General features: G+C 63.0%; 18 protein-coding genes. 11 read left to right on the top strand and 7 right to left on the bottom strand.

Annotation, left to right across the window (positions count from 1 at the left end):
• Positions 1-7 precede the first annotated feature (7 nt).
• A complete protein-coding gene (locus tag KOF26_RS08155) occupies positions 8-628 on the top strand; it encodes a YqiJ family protein (RefSeq protein ID WP_216322921.1) in 621 nt (206 codons plus the stop codon).
• Positions 625-2,325, top strand: coding sequence for a flotillin family protein (locus KOF26_RS08150; protein ID WP_216322919.1), 1,701 nt, complete (start codon positions 625-627; stop codon positions 2,323-2,325). Before KOF26_RS08155 ends, KOF26_RS08150 begins: the two co-directional genes overlap by 4 nt.
• A gap of 36 nt (positions 2,326-2,361) precedes the next feature.
• On the opposite strand, the gene KOF26_RS08145 is transcribed toward KOF26_RS08150, so the two are convergent.
• Both KOF26_RS08145 and KOF26_RS08140 read right to left on the bottom strand, forming a co-directional pair.
• A complete protein-coding gene (locus KOF26_RS08145; RefSeq protein WP_216322917.1) occupies positions 2,362-2,787 on the bottom strand; it encodes a hypothetical protein in 426 nt (141 codons plus the stop codon).
• Complete coding sequence (locus tag KOF26_RS08140) at positions 2,766-3,305, bottom strand: class I SAM-dependent methyltransferase (RefSeq protein ID WP_216322915.1); 540 nt, start codon at positions 3,303-3,305, stop codon at positions 2,766-2,768. The genes KOF26_RS08145 and KOF26_RS08140 overlap by 22 nt, the downstream gene beginning before the upstream one ends.
• A 263-nt stretch (positions 3,306-3,568) precedes the next feature.
• Here KOF26_RS08140 and KOF26_RS08135 point away from each other — a divergent pair, with 263 nt between their 5' ends.
• Positions 3,569-4,045: a Ros/MucR family transcriptional regulator gene (locus tag KOF26_RS08135; protein ID WP_216322911.1), complete on the top strand. Its 477-nt coding sequence runs from the start codon at positions 3,569-3,571 to the stop codon at positions 4,043-4,045.
• A gap of 366 nt (positions 4,046-4,411) precedes the next feature.
• On the opposite strand, the gene KOF26_RS17100 is transcribed toward KOF26_RS08135, so the two are convergent.
• Positions 4,412-5,119: a metallophosphoesterase family protein gene (locus KOF26_RS17100; protein ID WP_253201235.1), complete on the bottom strand. Its 708-nt coding sequence runs from the start codon at positions 5,117-5,119 to the stop codon at positions 4,412-4,414.
• A 49-nt stretch (positions 5,120-5,168) separates the two neighbouring features.
• On the opposite strand from KOF26_RS17100, the gene KOF26_RS08125 reads away from it, so the two are divergent.
• The 7 genes from KOF26_RS08125 (at position 5,169) to KOF26_RS08095 (ending at position 12,622) form a co-directional block, all read left to right on the top strand.
• On the top strand, positions 5,169-6,125 hold the full coding sequence (locus KOF26_RS08125) for a chromate resistance protein ChrB domain-containing protein (protein ID WP_216322908.1): 957 nt from the start codon (positions 5,169-5,171) through the stop codon (positions 6,123-6,125).
• Positions 6,122-7,519, top strand: coding sequence for a chromate efflux transporter (chrA, locus tag KOF26_RS08120; protein ID WP_216322904.1), 1,398 nt, complete (start codon positions 6,122-6,124; stop codon positions 7,517-7,519). The genes KOF26_RS08125 and chrA overlap by 4 nt, the downstream gene beginning before the upstream one ends.
• A 104-nt stretch (positions 7,520-7,623) precedes the next feature.
• Entirely contained in the window at positions 7,624-8,445 is an 822-nt protein-coding gene (locus KOF26_RS08115; RefSeq protein WP_253201234.1) for a DUF1259 domain-containing protein, read from the top strand.
• Between the two features lie 388 nt (positions 8,446-8,833).
• On the top strand, positions 8,834-10,252 hold the full coding sequence (locus tag KOF26_RS08110) for a recombinase family protein (RefSeq protein WP_253201233.1): 1,419 nt from the start codon (positions 8,834-8,836) through the stop codon (positions 10,250-10,252).
• 501 nt (positions 10,253-10,753) lie between these two features.
• Positions 10,754-11,125 (top strand): hypothetical protein, encoded by a 372-nt coding sequence (locus tag KOF26_RS08105; RefSeq protein ID WP_216322901.1) that lies wholly within the window; start codon positions 10,754-10,756, stop codon positions 11,123-11,125.
• A gap of 76 nt (positions 11,126-11,201) precedes the next feature.
• Entirely contained in the window at positions 11,202-11,531 is a 330-nt protein-coding gene (locus KOF26_RS08100) for a hypothetical protein (protein ID WP_216322898.1), read from the top strand.
• A complete protein-coding gene (locus KOF26_RS08095) occupies positions 11,480-12,622 on the top strand; it encodes an ImmA/IrrE family metallo-endopeptidase (RefSeq protein WP_216322895.1) in 1,143 nt (380 codons plus the stop codon). The genes KOF26_RS08100 and KOF26_RS08095 overlap by 52 nt, the downstream gene beginning before the upstream one ends.
• A gap of 3 nt (positions 12,623-12,625) precedes the next feature.
• Here the strand turns inward: KOF26_RS08095 and KOF26_RS08090 are convergent, their stop codons facing one another.
• Genes KOF26_RS08090 through KOF26_RS08080 form a run of 3 tightly spaced genes read right to left on the bottom strand, consistent with a single transcriptional unit; the run spans position 12,626 to position 15,555 of the window.
• A complete protein-coding gene (locus KOF26_RS08090) occupies positions 12,626-13,609 on the bottom strand; it encodes a hypothetical protein (protein WP_216322894.1) in 984 nt (327 codons plus the stop codon).
• A gap of 28 nt (positions 13,610-13,637) precedes the next feature.
• A complete protein-coding gene (locus KOF26_RS08085) occupies positions 13,638-14,549 on the bottom strand; it encodes an alpha-glutamyl/putrescinyl thymine pyrophosphorylase clade 3 protein (RefSeq protein ID WP_216322890.1) in 912 nt (303 codons plus the stop codon).
• Positions 14,536-15,555 (bottom strand): thymidylate synthase, encoded by a 1,020-nt coding sequence (locus KOF26_RS08080; RefSeq protein WP_216322887.1) that lies wholly within the window; start codon positions 15,553-15,555, stop codon positions 14,536-14,538. The genes KOF26_RS08085 and KOF26_RS08080 overlap by 14 nt, the downstream gene beginning before the upstream one ends.
• A gap of 635 nt (positions 15,556-16,190) precedes the next feature.
• Between KOF26_RS08080 and KOF26_RS08075 the strand changes: the two genes are divergently transcribed.
• The gene (locus KOF26_RS08075; protein WP_216322884.1) at positions 16,191-17,039 is read left to right on the top strand and encodes a PDDEXK family nuclease; all 849 of its coding nucleotides are present in this window, start codon (positions 16,191-16,193) and stop codon (positions 17,037-17,039) included.
• Here the strand turns inward: KOF26_RS08075 and KOF26_RS08070 are convergent.
• Positions 17,015-17,965, bottom strand: coding sequence for a DNA-methyltransferase (locus tag KOF26_RS08070; RefSeq protein ID WP_216322880.1), 951 nt, complete (start codon positions 17,963-17,965; stop codon positions 17,015-17,017). The two genes, KOF26_RS08075 and KOF26_RS08070, sit on opposite strands and share 25 nt — an antisense overlap.
• Positions 17,966-18,051: the final 86 nt, after the last annotated feature.

Below are 18,051 nucleotides of genomic sequence, written 5' to 3'. Positions count from 1 at the left end.
GGGTGGGATGCTTGAGCTGCTGACCGCGCCGGAAGGGGCGATCTTCACGGCGGCGCTCGTGCTGATGTTTGCGATCGGTGCGATTGAGGCGCTGGGCCTCGGCGCCAGCGGTCTCGGCGTCCACCTCGGACTCGACGCGGATCATGACGGGCTGCTCGGGTCGCTGGGCGTCGGGCGCGTTCCCCTGCTGATCCTGCTTACCGCGTTTCTCGCGACGTTCGGTGCAATCGGCATGGTAGGGCAGCAGTTTGCCGCCATATTCACCGGCGCGTTCCTCTCGCCGGTCATCGCCGTCCCCGGGGCGCTGGTTGCGGCGGTGCCGCTGACGGTGCTGGTCGCCCGTGTTCTCGCTCGTGTACTACCGCGTGACGAGACCACCGCGATCGGTGTCGACGAACTCGTTGGTCTCACTGGTACGGTCATGATCGGCAAAGCGGTGACGGGATCGCCGGCGCGGGCGCGCGTCGTCGATCGTCATGGACAAGCACATCATGTGCTGGCCGAGCCCGACATCGAAGGCTCCTCCTTTGAGGAGGGCGACGTCATCCTGTTGGTGCGTCGCGACGGGCATCAATTCCGGGCGATCCTCCACGATCGCCCGCGCTACTCCGACTGGAGCATTTCATGAACGATCTCGTCGTCCAATCCTCCGGGGTGACCAGCGTCCTGCTTTACGCCGGCGTGCCGCTGATCGCGCTGATAATCATCGGTGTCATCATGGCCCGGCTCTATAAGCGCGCCTCCAAGGAGATCGCGTTCGTGCGCACGGGTTTCGGGGGGGAGAAGGTGGTGATGAACGGCGGCGCGCTGGTGCTGCCCGTGCTTCACGAGACGATGCCCGTGAACATGAACACCGTGCGGCTCGCGGTGGAGCGCCGCAACGGGGATGCGCTGATCACGCTCGATCGTCTGCGGATCGATGTGCGTGCCGAATTCTATGTGCGCGTGCGGCCCGACCGGGAGGCTCTCGCCACCGCCGCGCAGACGCTCGGTCAGCGGACCATGCATTCCGAGCAGCTAAAGGAGCTCGTCGAGGGCAAGTTCGTCGATGCGTTGCGTTCCGTGGCGGCGGGCATGACGATGAACCAGCTCCATGAGCAGCGCAGCGATTTCGTCCAGAAGGTGCAGCAGGTCTCCTCCGCCGACCTGGCGATGAACGGCCTGGAGTTGGAGAGCGTGTCGCTCACCGGCCTCGACCAGACGTCGATAGAGCATTTCAATGCGAACAACGCCTTTGACGCCGAAGGCCTCACCAAACTGACGGAGCAGATCGAGCTGCGCAAGAAGACGCGCAACGACATCGAGCAGGACACGCGTGTCCAGATTGAAACGAAGAATCTGGAGGCGAGCCGTCAGTCCTTCCTGATCGCGCGCGATACGGAGTTCGCCCGGCTGGAGCAGGAGCGCGAACTCGAAGTCCGCCGGGCCGAGCAGGCGTCGGAGGTGGCGCGGCAACAGTCGGAGCGGCAGCGCGAAGCCGATCAGGCGCGCATCATTGCCAAGCAGCAGACGGACTCCGCGCAGATCGAGGCCGATCGCGCGATCCAGCAGGCGCGCATCGCTCAGACCCAGGCCATCGAGATCGCGAGACAGGAACAGCAGATCGCCGTCCAGAACAAGAGCCGCGAAGAAAGCCAGGCTAAGGCGCAGGCGGATCAGGCCCGCGCCGAGGCGGTGGCCGCCGAGGAGCGGGTGGCCACGGCTCGCGAGACGGAAATCGCCGAGCGCCAGAAGCGGATCGAATTGATCGATGCCGCGCGCGAGGCCGAGCGCGCAGCCATCGCTTTGAAGGTCCAGGCGGAGGCTGAGGCCCGTGCCGCCACCGATCGCGCGGCAGCGCTTCGGGCGGCAGCCGAAGGCGAGGCAGAGGCCGAAAAGCTGCGGGCCGAGGCAGCGCGCGTCCGCTTCGAGGTGGAGGCGGCCGGTCAGCGCGCGGTTAACGAGGCGGCGAACCTGCTGTCGAACGACCAAGTGTCGCTGCAGACGAAGTTGGCCTTGCTCAAGGTCCTGCCCGAGCTGGTTCGCGAGGCGGCGAAGCCCATCGAGGCGATCGACAGCATCCGCATCGTCCAAGTCGACGGCCTGACCGGCCGCGGCGGGGCCGAGGGCGGCGTGCCAGCCGCGGGCGGCAATGACGGCAATCTCGCCAACTCGGCGGTCGCCGCGGCGCTGCGCTACCGCGCTCAGGCGCCGGTCATCGATGGTCTGATGAAGGAGCTGGGCTTCGACGGCAGCACGCTCGACAAGCTGGTCGGCGGTGCCGTCGGTCAAACAGCGCCGCAGCAGCGCGCGAATCCCGACGAGCTGGTGCCGCGCGGGAGCTGATCGGACCACGCGGTGGAGCGCGTCTCGCCGCCTAGCTCACTCGTCCGGTCCGGTTTCGCCGCGCCTGCCGCTGGCCGCCGTCCCGGTCACCGCGCGTTGTGCCATCCGCTGTCCTGAACAGGATCGAGTTGAGGCGGGGTCGATCAAGCGGCTATCTGTGTCCGATGAGCGGTTCGGATGCTCCGTGATGCTGAAAACCCCGCCCGCATGACTGAACGCGTAGTCAACGGCGACCGCCAGCTTCTCCATCGCGTCCGGCTGGTCCGCGATCGGTAAGGTGCTGAGATAGCCTAGTAGGTCGACGGGATCGGTGACGCGCAGCTCGTCATCATACCTGACCACGTCGACGCTGGCGAACACGCTTTGCATGAGCGTGAGCCCCTGCTCCGATGACAGCGGCTCGGGCCGGGGATCAGGCTCTTCCTCGAACGGCGCCCGCACTAGCGCCGAAAGCTCCGCCATCGTGCCTGCCGGGTTGAGCACGACGGCCACAGAACCCCCGCACGCGTGATCCTCGCCATCTCCTTCAACCCCGCCAGGGGGTCGGCGAGATGGTGAAGCATGTGGACGGCGATCGTCGTGTCCACGCAGCCGTCGGCAATCGGAAGGGCGCCCGCATCGGCGACGCATGCCTCAACGTCGTGCCACCGCTGCATGGCCGCGACGGAAGCGCGGGCTGCGTCCACCATGCCTTTGGATATGTCGAACAGGCGCAGCTTCAGATCGGACGGCACAATTTGCGGTGCGTTCGTCCAGAACGATCCCGCCCCGCATCCCACGTCGGCGACTATGCCACCCTTGGGCAGCGGAACGTTGGCGGACAACCATTCGAACCAGTCACGCCGACCGTAGCGTGTATGCAGGATTGACCGCGCCTTTAGCCGATCTGGGAAGCGATACTGAACATCGCGAAGGAAGCGCTGCTCACCATCTGCCATCAAGCCCTCGTTGATGAACCGCGCGAAGTTCGTCGCGCGCATTCGATCGCGGGGCGATCCCATGCTTCCTCGTTGGAAACCCTTAATGGGCAAGCCGGCCCAGATCGGTCTCTCCCACGTCTCTTGTGATGCCGCTTCCCCAGAGCTCGTTGCTAGAGGCGCCTGCACGCCCGCCTTTCTGGTTGAGCAAGCGATTCCCCGATCATGAGGCCGGTACGCGAAAGATTTGCCGCTTGGCCGAGGTGGCTGGTTGTTGAACCCGTCATAATGGGGCGTACCGGATCCTCACGGGTACAGGAGTTCACATGACTGAAGAAAACGCCGCGGCCGGCCTGATCGATCTCACCGCGGATATCGTCGCCGCCCATGTATCCAACAACACTGTTCCGGTGGCAGAGCTGCCGGCTCTGATCAAATCGATCCACGATGCGCTGGCCGGCGCCGGCAGGGTGCCCGAGACGCCTGCCCCCGAAAGGCCGAAGGGCGTTGTCTCGGTGCGGGCGAGCATCAAGCCGGACGGGCTTATTTCGATGATTGACGGCAAGAAGTACCAGACGCTCCGCCGCCACATCGTCCGCCAGGGCTATACGCCGGAGAGCTACCGCGAGGCCTTCGGGCTGCCGCACGACTATCCAATGGTGTCGGCCGATTATTCGGAGCGCCGCCGCGAAATGGCCAAGAAGGTCGGGCTCGGCCGAAGGCCCATCGTCTCCGGCAAGGTGCCTGCCGCGGCCGCTCTCGCCAAGGCGCGCCGCACATTGAAGATCGCCACGCCGAAATGAGGAAGGGGGGGAGCGCTCGGCTCTCCCTCCTCGCATGTAGCAGCGAGGTGGGTGGAGCCAAGCGGAGGATGCTCGCTACCATAAAGCGGTCGGCCTGTTCCCGTTTGACCTGCCAGTCCGCGATGCGCCCCATTCCAGTCGTCTGAAGTCCACACTCCGCGTACCGGAACCTGCCGTTCATCATCAAGCTCATCGCACTGCCGTGAATGGCCGACATGGGCGACTTAGCCGACCGGCAGCTATGGGGAGTGCCGAAGCGGATGGCTCCCGCTCGCTAGGTCCTCGGCCGTCTGAGAAGGACCGAGTTTTGGGATGCGCACAGCTTCCCGAAGCCCGTCACAGGCGGAAAATGGGGATTGTCGCGTGCTAGACGCGACCCGTACGCGAGGCTCTGGACCAATCGAGACGGCCATTGACCTCGGCATCGCGAGCGGCTTGCTCCCAATCATACTCCACCGACAGAAGCTCGGCAGCCCAGCGCCCCATTTCCTTCGATAGCACCGCATAGCGCGCATGGGGTGATCCGCTCTCGACCAGATGCGGATAGGGGCGATCGTCCTCGTAGGCCGGAAGGCCGACGCTGCCCGGATTGACGATCATGCGTCCGTCATCAAGGGTCATGACGCGCTGAACATGTGTATGGCCGCAAAGGATCACGGCCGCATTGGCGCTGCCTGCGCGTTGTTCAGCTTCTTCGCGAGTGGCTTCACGGAGCCCGTCTTCTGTCACGGTCTCCAGAAAATATTCCAGCTCGCTGTCCGGCGTGCCGTGAACGAGCAGCACATCATCGGACAGGCGTGCCAGGATCATCTGCCCACACCCGGCTATCGAAGAGCTCCACGCCGATGCGAACCGCGCGAACGCGATACTCGGCAAGGATGTTGGTCCGCAGGTCGCCAGATCGTCGCTGCAGCTGAAGCCGACCCGCGGCTGACCATCGATCATCTCATAGCGCAGACGCATCGATCCGCTCACTGTCAGACCGTCGGCCTGCTCTTGCGCCTGAACAGGCATCGGTGTTGCGAGGAAACAGGCGGTCGCGAAAGAAGCTCCACCCATAAAGCGCGTAGTCATTGATATAAGTGTTCCGTCGATTCGACATTGGTGATACATATGCATCATCATGACGACAACCGAGTCCGCCGATTGGCTTGCGCTGCTTCACCAGCTCCCCGCGAGGCCGCCCTATCTGCGTGTGAAAATCTGGCGACGCTTGCAGGCGATCGGTGCAGTGCCGCTCAAGAACGCGGCGCATGTCCTCCCTAGGACTGAGGCGAACCGGGCAGCCTTTGCCGAGCTTCTCGATGAGATTGTCGCGAGTGGTGGCGAGGCGACCTTGCTCATCGCCCAACTCGTGGCGGGCCAGAGCGACGGCGATGTCAGGGGGCTCTTCGATGCGGCGCGCGATGCCGATTATGCGGATATCGCAGACGCTGCGCGCCGCCTGATCGACACCGGCCCTGCAAGTAGTCAGGACATTGCGCGCTTGCAAAAACGCATGGAGGAGGTCGGACGCCTCGACTTCTTCGGCGCGCACGGCCGACAGGATGCCGAAGCTGCGCTCGGCGACCTCGATCGCCAACGCTATCAGCATCCCGACGTTAGCCGGACCGATCCTGCGCCGACGCTCCAGCCCGCCGATCTGACGGGCAAGACCTGGGTCACGCGCCGAGGCATCCACGTCGACAGGATCGCCTGCGCCTGGCTCATTCGCCGCTTCGTCGATCCGACGGCATCGTTCCGCTTCATCGACGGCAAATCGAATCAGCCCGAACCGGGCGAGTTGCGCTTCGACATGGCCGACGCCGAGTTCACGCATGAGGGCGATCGCTGCAGCTTCGAGACGATCGTGTTGCGCGCCGGTCTTGCCGAAGACGCTGGCCTAGTCGCCATCAGCGAGATCATCCATGACCTCGACATTGCCGATGGAAAGTTTGCGCGGCCCGAGACGCCCGGCGTGGGTGCGATGCTCTCGGGCGTCTGCGCATCTACCGATGACGATCTGGAACGTGTCGCGCGCGCGAGCGATGCTTTGGATCAGTTCTACGCCTATTTCTCCAGCAGAAAGATTGAGCGATGAACGCCACCGTCGCGACCGCCGAAGTAGCTGCACCTCCGCACGATCATGGCATATCGTTCGGCGAAGCCGTGCGGGTCTGGGCGCGGATCGCCGCGTTGAGCTTCGGCGGGCCGGCGGGTCAGATCGCGGTGATGCACCGCATCCTCGTCGATGAGAAGCGCTGGATCGGTGAGGACCGGTTCCTGCACGCGCTCAACTATTGCATGCTGCTGCCCGGCCCCGAGGCGCAGCAGCTCGCTGCCTATATCGGTTGGCTCCTGCACAAAACGAAGGGTGGCCTCGTGGCGGGCGCTCTGTTCGTGCTGCCCGGCTTCCTTGCAATCCTCGGTCTGAGCTATGTCTATGTGCTGTTCGGCAAGACGCCGCTGATCGAGGGGCTGTTCTTCGGACTGAAGGCCGCCGTCTTAGCCGTGGTGTTTCAGGCCGTGGTGCGGGTCGGCTCGCGGGCGCTCAAGAACAGCGTCATGCGCGGGATCGCCGCCGCTGCGTTCGTCGCGATCTTCTTTCTCAATGCACCGTTCCCATTGATCGTCTTGCTGGCGGGCTTGATCGGCTTTCTCGGCGGTCGTGCGGGCATCACCGCATTCAAGGGCGGCGGGGGTCACGGCGCGACGGGTGGCGAAATCGGCCACGACCGAGACACCGCTCTCGGCGAGGCACTTCCCGAGCACGCCAAGCCGAACCTGGGCTGGTCGCTGCGCATCTGCGCCGCCTTCCTGATCCTGTGGCTCGCCCCGGTCGGCCTGTTGTTCGTGCTTGCGGGGCCAAGCAACGTCTTCACGCAGATCGCCGGCTTCTTCAGCCAGATGGCGGTAGTGACGTTCGGCGGCGCCTATGCGGTGCTTGCCTATGTCGGCCAGGAAGCGGTCGGCACCTATCATTGGGTGGCGCCGGGTGAGATGCTCGATGGCCTCGGGCTTGCTGAGACGACGCCGGGTCCGCTCATCATGGTCACGCAGTTTGTCGGCTTCCTCGCCGCGTTCCGCGACGTTAGCATGCTGCGGCCGCTGGTCACCGCGACGCTGGGCGCGGTCCTGACCACTTGGGTGACATTCATGCCCTGCTATCTGTGGATCTTCGCCGGCGCGCCGTTCATCGAGCGGATGCGCGGCAACCGAGCTCTGTCATCGGCGCTCGGCGCGATCACCGCGGCGGTGGTGGGCGTGATCCTCAATCTCGCGCTCTGGTTCGCGATCCATACGCTCTTCAAGCAAGTCGAGCCTTTCCGGATCGGTGCCATCAGGTTCGATATGCCGATGCTCAGCTCGATCAACCTGCCGGCGCTCATCCTGGCAGCGGGAGCCGCGATCGCCGTATTCCGCTTCAAGGCCGGGATGATCCCCGTGCTTCTCGCCTGTGCCGGTCTGGGCGCAGCCTATGTCCTCATTGTCTGACCACCGGACCACCGGCGTCGAAAGGAGCGTGCGATGAAGAAGTTCGCGTTGATCGGTCTTGTCGGAATGCTGGCTGCTGCGATGCCCGGACAGGCCGCGGAGCCATGGGGACAGGCTATCGCGACCGCCGTCGGGAAGCCGGGCACCGTGATGCCGGGCGGCGTCTATCGGATCGGGTTTCCGCGAAGCGATCTCAAGGTCACGCTCGAGGGTGTGCCATCAAGCCCGCGCTCGCGCTCGGCTCGTGGGTGGCCTTCATAAGCCACGGCAACGGCCAGGTCATGGTGATGGGCGATCTTGTCCTGACAGACACCGAGGTCAACCCGGTGATGGCCAAGCTCATCGCCGACGGTTTCGAGATCACCGCGCTCCACAATCATCTGCTGCGCAACACCCCGCACACCATGTACATGCATATCGGCGCGACGGGCGACCCCGCCAAGCTCGGCGCGACGATCCACGATGCTCTGGCGCTCAGCAAGACTCCGCTCTCGGCCGCGCCAGTCCAAACCGCTGCCGCCCCCGAGACGATCGATCTCGACACCGCCGCCGTGGACCGGATCATGGGCTACAAGGGCAAGATCGGTGGCGGGGTTTACGCGTTCGGCATCCCGCGCGCCGAAGCGCCACGCGACGCCGGTATGGCGCTGCCGCCGGCGATGGGATCGGCCATCGCGATCAACTTCCAGCCCACCGGCGGCGGCAAAGCGGCGATCACTGGCGACTTCGTGCTGGCAGCGTCGGAGGTGAACCCTGTCCTGCGCGCGCTACGCGAAAACGGCATCGAAGTGACGGCGCTCCACAATCACATGCTCAACGACGAGCCGCGCATGTTTTTCATGCATTTCTGGGCGAATGATGACGCGCTGAAGCTGGCGCGAGGCCTGCGCGCTGCGCTCGACCGCGTCGCGGTCAATCACGGCTGATCGCTGAACGGCAGCTAACGGGTCGTAAGCCGTCGCTTCGAGATCAATCGCCAACGGCAGGTATGTCCCAATGTCGGTCGTCCGGCTAGGCTTTGGGGTCTGTCTGCTCTTGGGCGAACGAGATCCGGTCTCCAATGACCGAGATGGGCGGATAGCGGGCATATCCGCTCGGGCTTCGTGCCCGTCGTTCCGGTCTTGTTGCCATCGCCCACTCCCGGAACGGGGCATGGCCCGTCCATCGTTCGTCGCGCAGCCCTGCATCGACGTGAAGCAATGGCTAACTCCGCTGTTCCAGCTCCTGAGCAACGACAGTGACTGGGTAGGTAGCCCGTTTCCCAGAGGGAGAGGGCGTGGGATGAAGGGCGAAGGTCAGCGGAGGAGAGAGAGGATGGCTCGACCACGCAAGGGAAAGCAGCACGCCACGCGGCGCTCCGCTAGAGAGATGCTCGACGGTCTCAGGAAGGCGGTGCTCTACGCTCGCGTCTCGACGCAGGAGCAGGAGAGGGAAGGCTTTTCCATCCCGGCCCAGATCAAGCTGATCCACGGCTATGCCGATCTCAACGGCATCGGCATCGCCGCCGAGTTCATCGACGTCGAGACCGCCCGCAAGACCGGCCGCACCCAGTTCGGGCTGATGCTCGACTATCTGCGCAAGCACCTCACCGTGCGCGGCATCCTCGTCGAGAAGACCGACCGGCTCTATCGCAACCTCAAGGACTGGGTGACGATGGATGACCTCGGCGTCGAGATCCATTTCGTCAAGGAGGGCGTGGTCCTTTCCGGCGACTCGCGATCCTCCGAGAAGTTCATGCACGGCATCAAGGTGCTGATGGCCAAGAACTATATCGACAACCTGTCGGAAGAGGCGCGCAAGGGCATGAAGGAGAAGGCCGAGCAGGGCTATTGGCCGACGCTGGCGCCGCTCGGTTATCGCAACGTGCGCGGACCGGACGGCCGCAAGATCATCGAGATCGACCCGGAACGCGGTCCCGTCATCACCCGCCTGTTTGAGTGGTGCGCTACCGGGCGGTTCACGCTGCGCGAACTCGCGGACAAGGCGCGCGAGGCGGGTCTCCGCAATCGCACCGGCGGGCGGCCGGTCAGAGTCAGCACGCTCCACCGAATCCTGCGTAACCGGGTCTATAGCGGCGTCTATGAGTGGAAGGGCGAGTTGTGTCAGGGGCATCATGCGCCGCTGGTCTCGGCGGAGACCTGGGACAATGCGCAGGAGGTGCTCGACGCCCGAAGCGCCACCAATGTCCGCGCTCGGCCGATGGAGTTCCCGTTCACCGGCCTGATGACCTGCGGTCATTGCGGCTGCGCGATGGTCGGCGAGATCAAGAAGGGCCGCTACATCTATTACCACTGCACCGGCTTCCGCGGGAAATGCGGCGAGCCCTATGTGCGACAGGAAGTGATCGAGGAGCGCTTCCGCGAAGTCCTTGGCCGCCTGCACTTCGACGACGAGATCTTCGCGCTGATCCAACAGGCGATCCGCGAGGGTCATGCGGACGAGCGCCGCGAGCACGACGAGCGAATCGAGCGCCTGCGCGCCGAGGCCGATCGCCTGCTCCAGCGCATCGACACGCTCTACATGGACAGGATCGAGGGCCGGATCACCGCCGAGCTCCACGACCGTCTGGCGCCGGTCTGGCGCGAGGAGCGGGCGCGCTGCTTGCGCGATATGGAGGCGTTGTTCGGGGCCGAGGACGCCATGATCGACGACGGCCTGGCGCTGCTGGATTTCGCCCGGAATGCCGCTTCGGGCTTCGAAAAATGGCCCTTGGCGGACAAAAGAAGCGGCTGAAATTGCTACTCTCGAACTGCTCCTGGGCGAACCAGGAACTGCGCGTCGAGTTCAGGCAACCCTTTGCAATGCTTGAGAAAATTGGTGATTCGGGGTCGCCTGACAACACCTCCGAGGAAGGTGATTCCGACCACGTTTCGCGTTTGGTGACCCCAACGGGAGGGGCTTTAAGCCCCATCGTGTCACCATATTTCAGTCGCTTAGAGGTGCCTACCTTCTGGCCAGTATCACAGCTGCGCTGCCATTCCCAGCGGATAGGTTGCAGGCCCGTGCAGTTGCCTCGGACTGTCGGAATCGGTTCATTCCCGTCGTTCAGGCAGGCTTGCTCCGAACCTCAAACTGCCATTAGTGCACGCCATGGCGCCTCAGGTGAGGGAGTCTCGGTCTGACCGCTTGGGGAGACGAAGGGCTTTAAGTGGCGCACAGCTTACGGCGATGGTTAGCGCCGGCTATCGTGAAATCGGGGTGCCCCCACCACCAGGGGCTATTTTGGGGGGAAGAGTGACGGTCGAGATCAATTCCTACCAGGCTCGTGTCGAGGAATGGCTCGATGCGTGCTTTCCGCCGGCAGTCCGGTCGAATCGCGGTGAGCGCAACCATCGCTTCCTGGAGGAGGCGCTGGAACTGGCGCAAGCAAACGGCTGCTCACGTGAGGACGCGCTGGCCCTGGTCGATTACGTTTTCCGCAGACCGCAGGGCGATCCTGCCCAGGAGGTCGGTGGCGTCATGGTCACTCTGGCGAGCCTCTGCAGCGCGATAGGCCTCAACATGGACGAGACCGGCGACGTCGAGCTTGCCCGAAACTGGGATAGGATCGTAGCAATCAGAGAGAAGCAGCGGTCGAAGCCCCACGGTTCGCCGCTGCCGCAATGACCGGATGCCGGAACGATCACGGTCCTGACGGCGGCATCGGGCCCACCGGATCGGCGTTTCCCCGGAGCTTCGCTCCTTGATTAATATCACGTTCGAGGGTCAGCCGCTGTACGACATCTGCGCCGATCTCGAGCAGGCGGAGCAGGCCTACGGCAGCGTGAGCGCTGGCGCACTCGTGATGTTTCTCTCCGACGCGCGGTCGCTGGAGACGGTCGAAGAATTGCTCGACCTTTTCGGTGACGACATAAAAATCGGAGCGGACGATTCCCTTTCCGTAGCAATTGGTGCAGATTACCGCGCGGATTTGGTCGTGGTCGGGACACGCCACTCGCGCGATGGGGCGGGCCGGATCGCATGGGCAAGCGTTACGAGGTTGAAGCTGTTGGCGATTTCGAGGGTGCCGTGACCGACGGACAGGAATTCACCCCCGACTGGTTCTCCAAGCCAGGTGACTCGCTGCGTGCCCTCATGGTGCGCAAAGGCGTGGCGGCGCAGACGGTGGCCGACCGTCTCGAGGGCGGGTTGGAGACATTGCGGGGCCTTCTCGACGGTTCGCTTCCGGTCCATGACGGTCATGCGGACACGCTGTCCACGTTGGTCGGTGGCACCTCATCCTTTTGGCTGAAGCGCGAGGCCAACTACCGGGAGGGCCTTGAACGTGCCCTAGATCGCGCGATGTCCGAAGCGGACGACTGGCTCGCCCTGCCTATTCCTGGTGCGCGCCCCCGGGGCCGTCTGAGCGGGGATCGGCGGCGCGACGAGGTGCGCCGGCGTCTTGCCTTCTTCAACGTGGGCACAATGGCCGCCTGGCAGGCGCGTTACGGGCGCATCTGCTCAGAGACTCTCTTTCGTACTACGAACGCTTTCACCTCCGACGACGGTGCAGTGTTGATGTGGCTCCGAAGCGGGGAGCTCGGCGCCGACGTCGTGGACACGCGCCCGTGGAACGCCGAGAATCTCCGCGACCGGCTCCGTGCCATCAAGGGATTATCGAAGATAAGGCACCCAGAGCTGTTCCTGCCGAAGCTGCGCGCTCTCTGCGCCGAGGCCGGCGTGGCGGTGGTGACCAAGCGTGCACCCGAGGGATGCCGCGCGTCGGGGGCGAGTCGGATGATCGCGCCGGAGAAGGCCATGGTGCTGCTGAGCTTCCGCGGCCTCTCCGACGACAAGTTCTGGTTCACGCTGTTTCACGAGTTGGCCCATCTGATCCTGCACGGGCAGCGAACCTTTCTCGATGCTGACCTGGATGACCACGACGAGAGCGAGCGCGAGGCCAACGAGTTCGCCGCCCGAATGATCGTTCCGGAGGGTCGGGAGGAGGAGTTCGCTCGCCTACCTGCGACGAAGGAGGACGTAGTCCGCTTCAGCGTAGGCGTTGACGTGGCGCCCGGCCTCACCGTCGGGCAGATGCAGCACCGCAAGATGATCCATCCCAAGCGGCTCGACTTCCTGAAGCGGCGCTGGAAGTGGGAGCAGCTGCGGGCCTTCGTTGAGTAGCTCTTAGGGAATCCTGATGCACGACATGAGGTCGTCACACATCGCATAAAAATACCGACCTGGCTCCGGAGACATCTTTGGCTTGTAGGGGCCCGACGGCCAGGTGGATTTGCGCTCGTAGTCCTCGAAGCGGAGTGAGTGAAACAGGTCCTCGTCCATGTAGATTTCCATTCGAGCATGCTCGCCCGCCCGGATAGCCCGCCTGGCCGCCGCTTCGATCAACGAGATTTGGGCGAAAGGCAGGCCGAGGCTGTTTAGGGAGATGTGGTTCCGGAATTCGGATATATGGAGCAGGGGATCGTCATAATACTCGTTCGACCCCTGGGCGAAGACGCCATAAATTTCGAGCCCGAGCGTAGCCCGGTAAAGCCCCTGTAATTCCTTGAACAGGCGGAAAAGCCCTTCCGGGGCGTAGGTATATTTTACCTCGGTATCGACCATGCCGACAGTCCAATTCGTTTTTATGAGCAGGCTGTCCGCGAATGAAATGAACGAAATGTAAGGGTGACGCGCAGCGATTTCGTCGAGCGCATCCCGCAAACGGATGACCTTCTCGTGCGAGATCGCCCCGGACTTGATGGCATGGGTCATGTCGACAGCGTCGATCATTGCGAAGATCGAATTCGAACGTAGATGAAGGGCTCTGAGCCAGGTGGCACGGACAAACACGCTGACCCGTTTCTCGTATTCGTAGGCGAGAGCGGCGGCGACGAACGCATCTCGAGGAAGGAAGGTCTTGATCTCGTGGAAGCGATCGGCCGTGTTGGCATACCAGCTGATCTCGGCGCCAGCGGGCGTCACTTCGGCAATGTGGATCGGCGTGACACAACCCACTTTATATGGCGAAGCGTCCTCGTCACCTCCGATGACCTTGAGCCAGACGGTTTCCCATTCAACCATGTGGGCCTCGTCCATGACCCAGGTGTCGCGCTCGAGCGGCAGCTCATCGAGCGTGAACTTCCGAAACGAGTAGCTTGAGAAGGGCATCGAACCTGCTGATTGGAGTTCGGAAAGATCAGCCGACGTAGTGGACGAAGTGCTGCGGCGACTTCTGCCAGTTGCAGAGCGCATCTTCCATGACGGCCATGCCGACGTTCAGCGTCGCGTCGAGTTCGTTGAGCGTCGCCTGGATGGCTGCATTACCCGTCGCGCTGGTAGGGTTGCCATCGACTAGCAGCCGCGCTCCTCGGCCCGGTCCCGTTGCGCCATCGAGGTAGGCCGATCCGGCTTCGATTGGCGCCAACCCGTAGCGGGAGACGAGTGACAGGTAGTCGAACTTCGCAAGTCGGCCGAACGATCGAATCTTCATACTCCGGTAGAGGTGGTCGAAGATCGTGTGCGGATCGTTGCCGGCCGCATGCACCACGTTGGTGAAGAAGGTCGCGTGCCCTGCAGGACCGATCCAGGTCAGATAGTCGGCGATTGCACGTTTCATCGGCCGGCTCTTGGTCGGATCGAGGCTTTCATACTTGCGGTGATTGCCGAAGCTCCCGCCGATCGCCTGCCAGTTGCCGGCGATCCAGTCGTAGAAGGCGTCGGGGTCCGCGACGACCGTCGCCCATTCCCATTTGCCCGCGCCGAGCCGGCCATAAACATCTTTCAGCCGGCGCCAGCCGGAGACAGGTCGGGCGAAGTGGGTCATCAGGAAAATGAGCCAGCCGGCCTCCTCGACGTTACCCTGCTGCATATAGTGGGCGACCGCGCGCTCGGGATCGAAGGATGGATTGTTAGGATTGGCCCGGTCAGCACCGACAGGTTTAGCCTGGACTAGCTTGTAGTATTCCTCGCGTCGGAGGCTGGCGACGAACTGTAGTGCGAGCGTATCGATCGTCGCTTGGTCGGGAAGCCCTTGCAGACCCAGCGGCGTTCGGGCGTCAGCGAGCGCCGTCGCGATCCGCGCACGTTTGGTCTCCTTAGACGGCCACATCGGCGCCTCCGTCGAACGGTTGCGCCGGCGCGCCCGCGCTGACGACCCCGCGGCGGGCGAGATGAAGCCGGCCGTCCACGAAGGGGCGATAGAGTGCGTGTGCCAACTCGGTCCTGAGCCGCTCAAGCGTGCCGGTCTGCGTCTCAGGCCTCTCCTTCGCCCAGAAGACCTGGAGCAGGCGGACAATGTCCGCCCAGTAAGAATCTCCTGTCTCGGCCTGCGCGTCCAGTTCCTCGCCCGCGCCCAGCCGGGCTTCGATGGCCAGTAGCCCGTCGACGCGTCTGAAGGGATCGCCCTCGGGCATCGCGGGCATCTCGACGGTCGCCTGGAAGCCCTCCTCCACGTATTTATCGATGGCCTCGATGTAGGCGTCGTAGACGTGCATGCTGCCAACGTACTGATAATATTCGCCCAGCTCCACGCCGAGGCGCCGCGCGATCATCTCCTGCAGCATGGTGAAGCAGAAGACATCGTGTGGTAGTCCGAAATACGCGTCATTGGAGCGCATTGTGACGGAGAGGTGCAGCAGGCCTTCGCGCAGATGAAACTGCAGCGTGGTCGTGCACGGAATCTCCTTGTGATCGGCGGCTATGTCCTCCGCATTGAAAAGCTGAATCACCGCACGGCGCGATCCCTGCTTCTCAGACAGGAGTCGGTGGATGCTATCGAGCTGGTTGATGCTGCCGCGCATCGCGAGGAGTCGCGGGCCGTAGGCACCTTCGATGATTCCGTCGACGGCGTCGTCCCGGTATGCAGGTACATACCGCGAGATGAAGTCGAGCTTGTTGGAACCGGAAAGATACCAGAGCAGCTCCCCGATCGCGCTGAAAGGCTTCCCGCGGTTCTCCGAAGTGCTGATCCGCGCCCGAGGCTTCAGGATGCGCAGCGAGACGCCAAGCAGCTCCAACGTGTCGCCCCGTGAGCCTTTGTGTGGACGTCCGTGCGTCCTGATAGCCTGGTAGAGGTTGTAGAGAACCCCATCCAGGCTGTCGGCCTGTATTTCCATGCCCCTTCGCCGCCCCCGGACAGCGCCCCCAGCCATTCCTTCGCGCCGCCACGATCGAACCGAAACGCCCAATGGTCAACCCGGCGGAGCGCAAACCCCACCACAATGGAGGGAAAGCCGATCAACCTTGGCCGCCGATAGAGCATCTCGCTTGGAAAGGGGGTTGATGGTCCGAAGGTGCTTCGACCATCATCGAATACCCCGCTGCCGACCGACTATGCAATTAATTGCACGTCACTAGGATGCCCTTCATGCGGCTTTTAGGCTCTGATAAGTGTGGATTATCAGGGGTTGATCATCGCTCGTGTTTGCATCAGCCAGGATGCGGGTCACGGCTGAAGTCCGTCATCCCGCACCCGTCGTCATGCCGGACTTGTTCCGGCATCCACCCAGCCACGAGCCTCGAGGCCAGGAGGATGAGTGGACCCCGGAACAAGTTCGGGGTGACGGTGGAGATGTCCGCTTCCCCCAATAGGTGTCTGCCAAGTCCGAGGGGGCAGTTCGGGCAGGCTCTCTCTAGCAAGTGGGCCGGCACGCCAAACGCGGTCGTGACTCTAGGCGATCGTTGGTGGTAGCTCGGCTGTAATAGGGATTTGTTCGTGAGGGCTTGTGATGTCTGAAGGGTGTGGCGTCTGATGGCGACGATCGAGGTCGTGTCGGCGCAGCGTGGCATACCATCCGTTTGGGTGGAGATCGACGGAATTGACGATCGGCAGGTGACGGAGGCGAAACGGCATTTCGACGAGCTGCTAGAATCTGAGAAGCAGATTTCGGATGCGGTGGCGCTCGCGTTCGTGAACATCGTGAATGTGTGTCCAGCGGCGAACCCGTCCGATCTGTGGCAGCATGTCATCTACCGGCATGCATGCTATCTTGGCTTCTCTGATAACAGATGGAAGCGGATTTCCGGCTACGCCTTGGAAAGAGCGCTCGTGGCACTCTACAAGAGCCGTCTGGAGACCCATGGTATCCGTATGAGGATCGTCGACAAGGATGAGGCGAACCGGCTGCTTGAGAAGCTGGGTGTCGCGGGCGTCCGATCCACGAAGGTCGACATCTTTATCGAAGGGTATCGTGATGACCGTTGGGTGGTGTTCGGCGGTGCGCATGTGAAGGCGAGCATAGCGGAGCGGATCGTTGATGACGTGCCCGCTAGCTTGGCATTCATGCAGCGTGGGCTTCTGTCGGTCGCGCTGACTATGGATTCGAAAAGCTATCCGCCGCCGCACGGTAATGGTGTCAATTGGGGGGAATTCGGCGCCCGGTCCGCTGGAGTTGAGAAGGAGCGCCTGAAGCGAGGCTATATCGAAGTCGCCGGCAATTTTGATGGGCTGTTCTCGTATAACCTTCGGACACCACCAAGTCCGGCCAATACGCAGTCAGGCAAACGGATTTGGACGCTGTCCCTCGCACAGAATCCTGATCCGTTTGTCGATATGCTGGTGCAGCGCTGGGCTTCTCACCCGAACGCCATCGTCCCTTGAACCTGGTTCGCGACCGCGCCGTTGGCGATAGTCGTCATCGTCGCGTCTAGTTCGAAGCCTATATAGTGGTGGCCCATACTGGCCGCCGCGCGCGCGGTCGTACCGCTTCCCATGAATGGATCGCAGACGACTGCAGTGGTGCCATCCGGGATGCCTGCGGCACTGATGCATTGGAAGGGCAGGTCGAGCGGGAATGTGGAGCAGTGAGGTAGCTTGTTTGGTGTCATCGTCAGCTTCCACACCGACCCTACGGGAGGCTTTACGCGAAAGTGGTGCTTTTCCTCCTTCGCAAAGATGTAGATGCCCTCATGGCGACGATGCGGCCGGCGGCAAAGGCCCTCGGGTAGCGGTCGGCTCTTCTCCCAGATGACTTCACCGCGAAACAGGTGGCCCTTGTCGCCCATGGCAATGACGATGCGGTAGGGCACGGCGAGCAGATTGCCGTACTGGAGCCAGCCGGCTCCCTTCTCGATGAAAGCCTTCCGGCGCCCGCGGTTCTTCGTATAGGCCGAGTTCGTCGCTGGTAGACCCTTGCCCTCGGCGCCAAGAGAGCTGTGTGTGTAATCTTCCTCGCGCCAGTTAATCGGCGTATTATATGCGTCACCAACGTTTAGCCAGAGCGTTCCGGTCGGCTTGAGGGCTCGCATGGCCTCGTTTAAAATCTCGACCAGATTGGCGACATAGTCTCGGGGATCGGCCTCGGAACCCAAACCTCCGGCGCCGCGCTGGCCCCAATAGGGTGGCGAAGTGACGATGACGTCGAGGCAGTCATCGGGCAAGCCGCGTAGGCCCATGAGGCAATCTACGTTGTGGGTCTGATCGAGTTCCCATTTGCCGAGCTTGTCCACGTTCGAATTGTCTAGTGCCACCGTTAACCTCGTCAGATTCGATGTTTCCATTTCGTGCCAGCTGGCGTCCTGGGTCAAGCCCACATGCGACGATGGGAAATTGCCGTGTAGTTCTGCCCGATTATGCTGACGTTCAGCGGGGGCAAAAATCCTCTCAAGAGTGA

Origin of the sequence: Sphingomonas quercus, from assembly GCF_018863195.1 — a bacterium.
In the GTDB taxonomy this organism is placed as follows: Bacteria; Pseudomonadota; Alphaproteobacteria; order Sphingomonadales; family Sphingomonadaceae; genus Solisphingomonas; species Solisphingomonas quercus.
The sequence above is the reverse complement of the archived record's forward strand: the minus strand, read 5'-3'. Positions and strand labels throughout refer to the sequence as shown.

Bases quoted from the DNA above. Each gene is read 5' to 3' on its own strand.
- KOF26_RS08155 (WP_216322921.1), top strand. From the start codon at position 8: ATGCTTGAGCTGCTGACCGCGCCGGAAGGGGCGATCTTCACGGCGGCG.
- KOF26_RS08150 (WP_216322919.1), top strand. From the start codon at position 625: ATGAACGATCTCGTCGTCCAATCCTCCGGGGTGACCAGCGTCCTGCTT.
- KOF26_RS08145 (WP_216322917.1), bottom strand. From the start codon at position 2,787: ATGGCGGAGCTTTCGGCGCTAGTGCGGGCGCCGTTCGAGGAAGAGCCT.
- KOF26_RS08140 (WP_216322915.1), bottom strand. From the start codon at position 3,305: ATGCGCGCGACGAACTTCGCGCGGTTCATCAACGAGGGCTTGATGGCA.
- KOF26_RS08135 (WP_216322911.1), top strand. From the start codon at position 3,569: ATGACTGAAGAAAACGCCGCGGCCGGCCTGATCGATCTCACCGCGGAT.
- KOF26_RS17100 (WP_253201235.1), bottom strand. From the start codon at position 5,119: ATGACTACGCGCTTTATGGGTGGAGCTTCTTTCGCGACCGCCTGTTTC.
- KOF26_RS08125 (WP_216322908.1), top strand. From the start codon at position 5,169: ATGACGACAACCGAGTCCGCCGATTGGCTTGCGCTGCTTCACCAGCTC.
- chrA (WP_216322904.1), top strand. From the start codon at position 6,122: ATGAACGCCACCGTCGCGACCGCCGAAGTAGCTGCACCTCCGCACGAT.
- KOF26_RS08115 (WP_253201234.1), top strand. From the start codon at position 7,624: ATGGGGACAGGCTATCGCGACCGCCGTCGGGAAGCCGGGCACCGTGAT.
- KOF26_RS08110 (WP_253201233.1), top strand. From the start codon at position 8,834: ATGGCTCGACCACGCAAGGGAAAGCAGCACGCCACGCGGCGCTCCGCT.
- KOF26_RS08095 (WP_216322895.1), top strand. From the start codon at position 11,480: ATGGGCAAGCGTTACGAGGTTGAAGCTGTTGGCGATTTCGAGGGTGCC.
- KOF26_RS08090 (WP_216322894.1), bottom strand. From the start codon at position 13,609: ATGCCCTTCTCAAGCTACTCGTTTCGGAAGTTCACGCTCGATGAGCTG.
- KOF26_RS08085 (WP_216322890.1), bottom strand. From the start codon at position 14,549: ATGTGGCCGTCTAAGGAGACCAAACGTGCGCGGATCGCGACGGCGCTC.
- KOF26_RS08080 (WP_216322887.1), bottom strand. From the start codon at position 15,555: ATGGAAATACAGGCCGACAGCCTGGATGGGGTTCTCTACAACCTCTAC.
- KOF26_RS08075 (WP_216322884.1), top strand. From the start codon at position 16,191: ATGGCGACGATCGAGGTCGTGTCGGCGCAGCGTGGCATACCATCCGTT.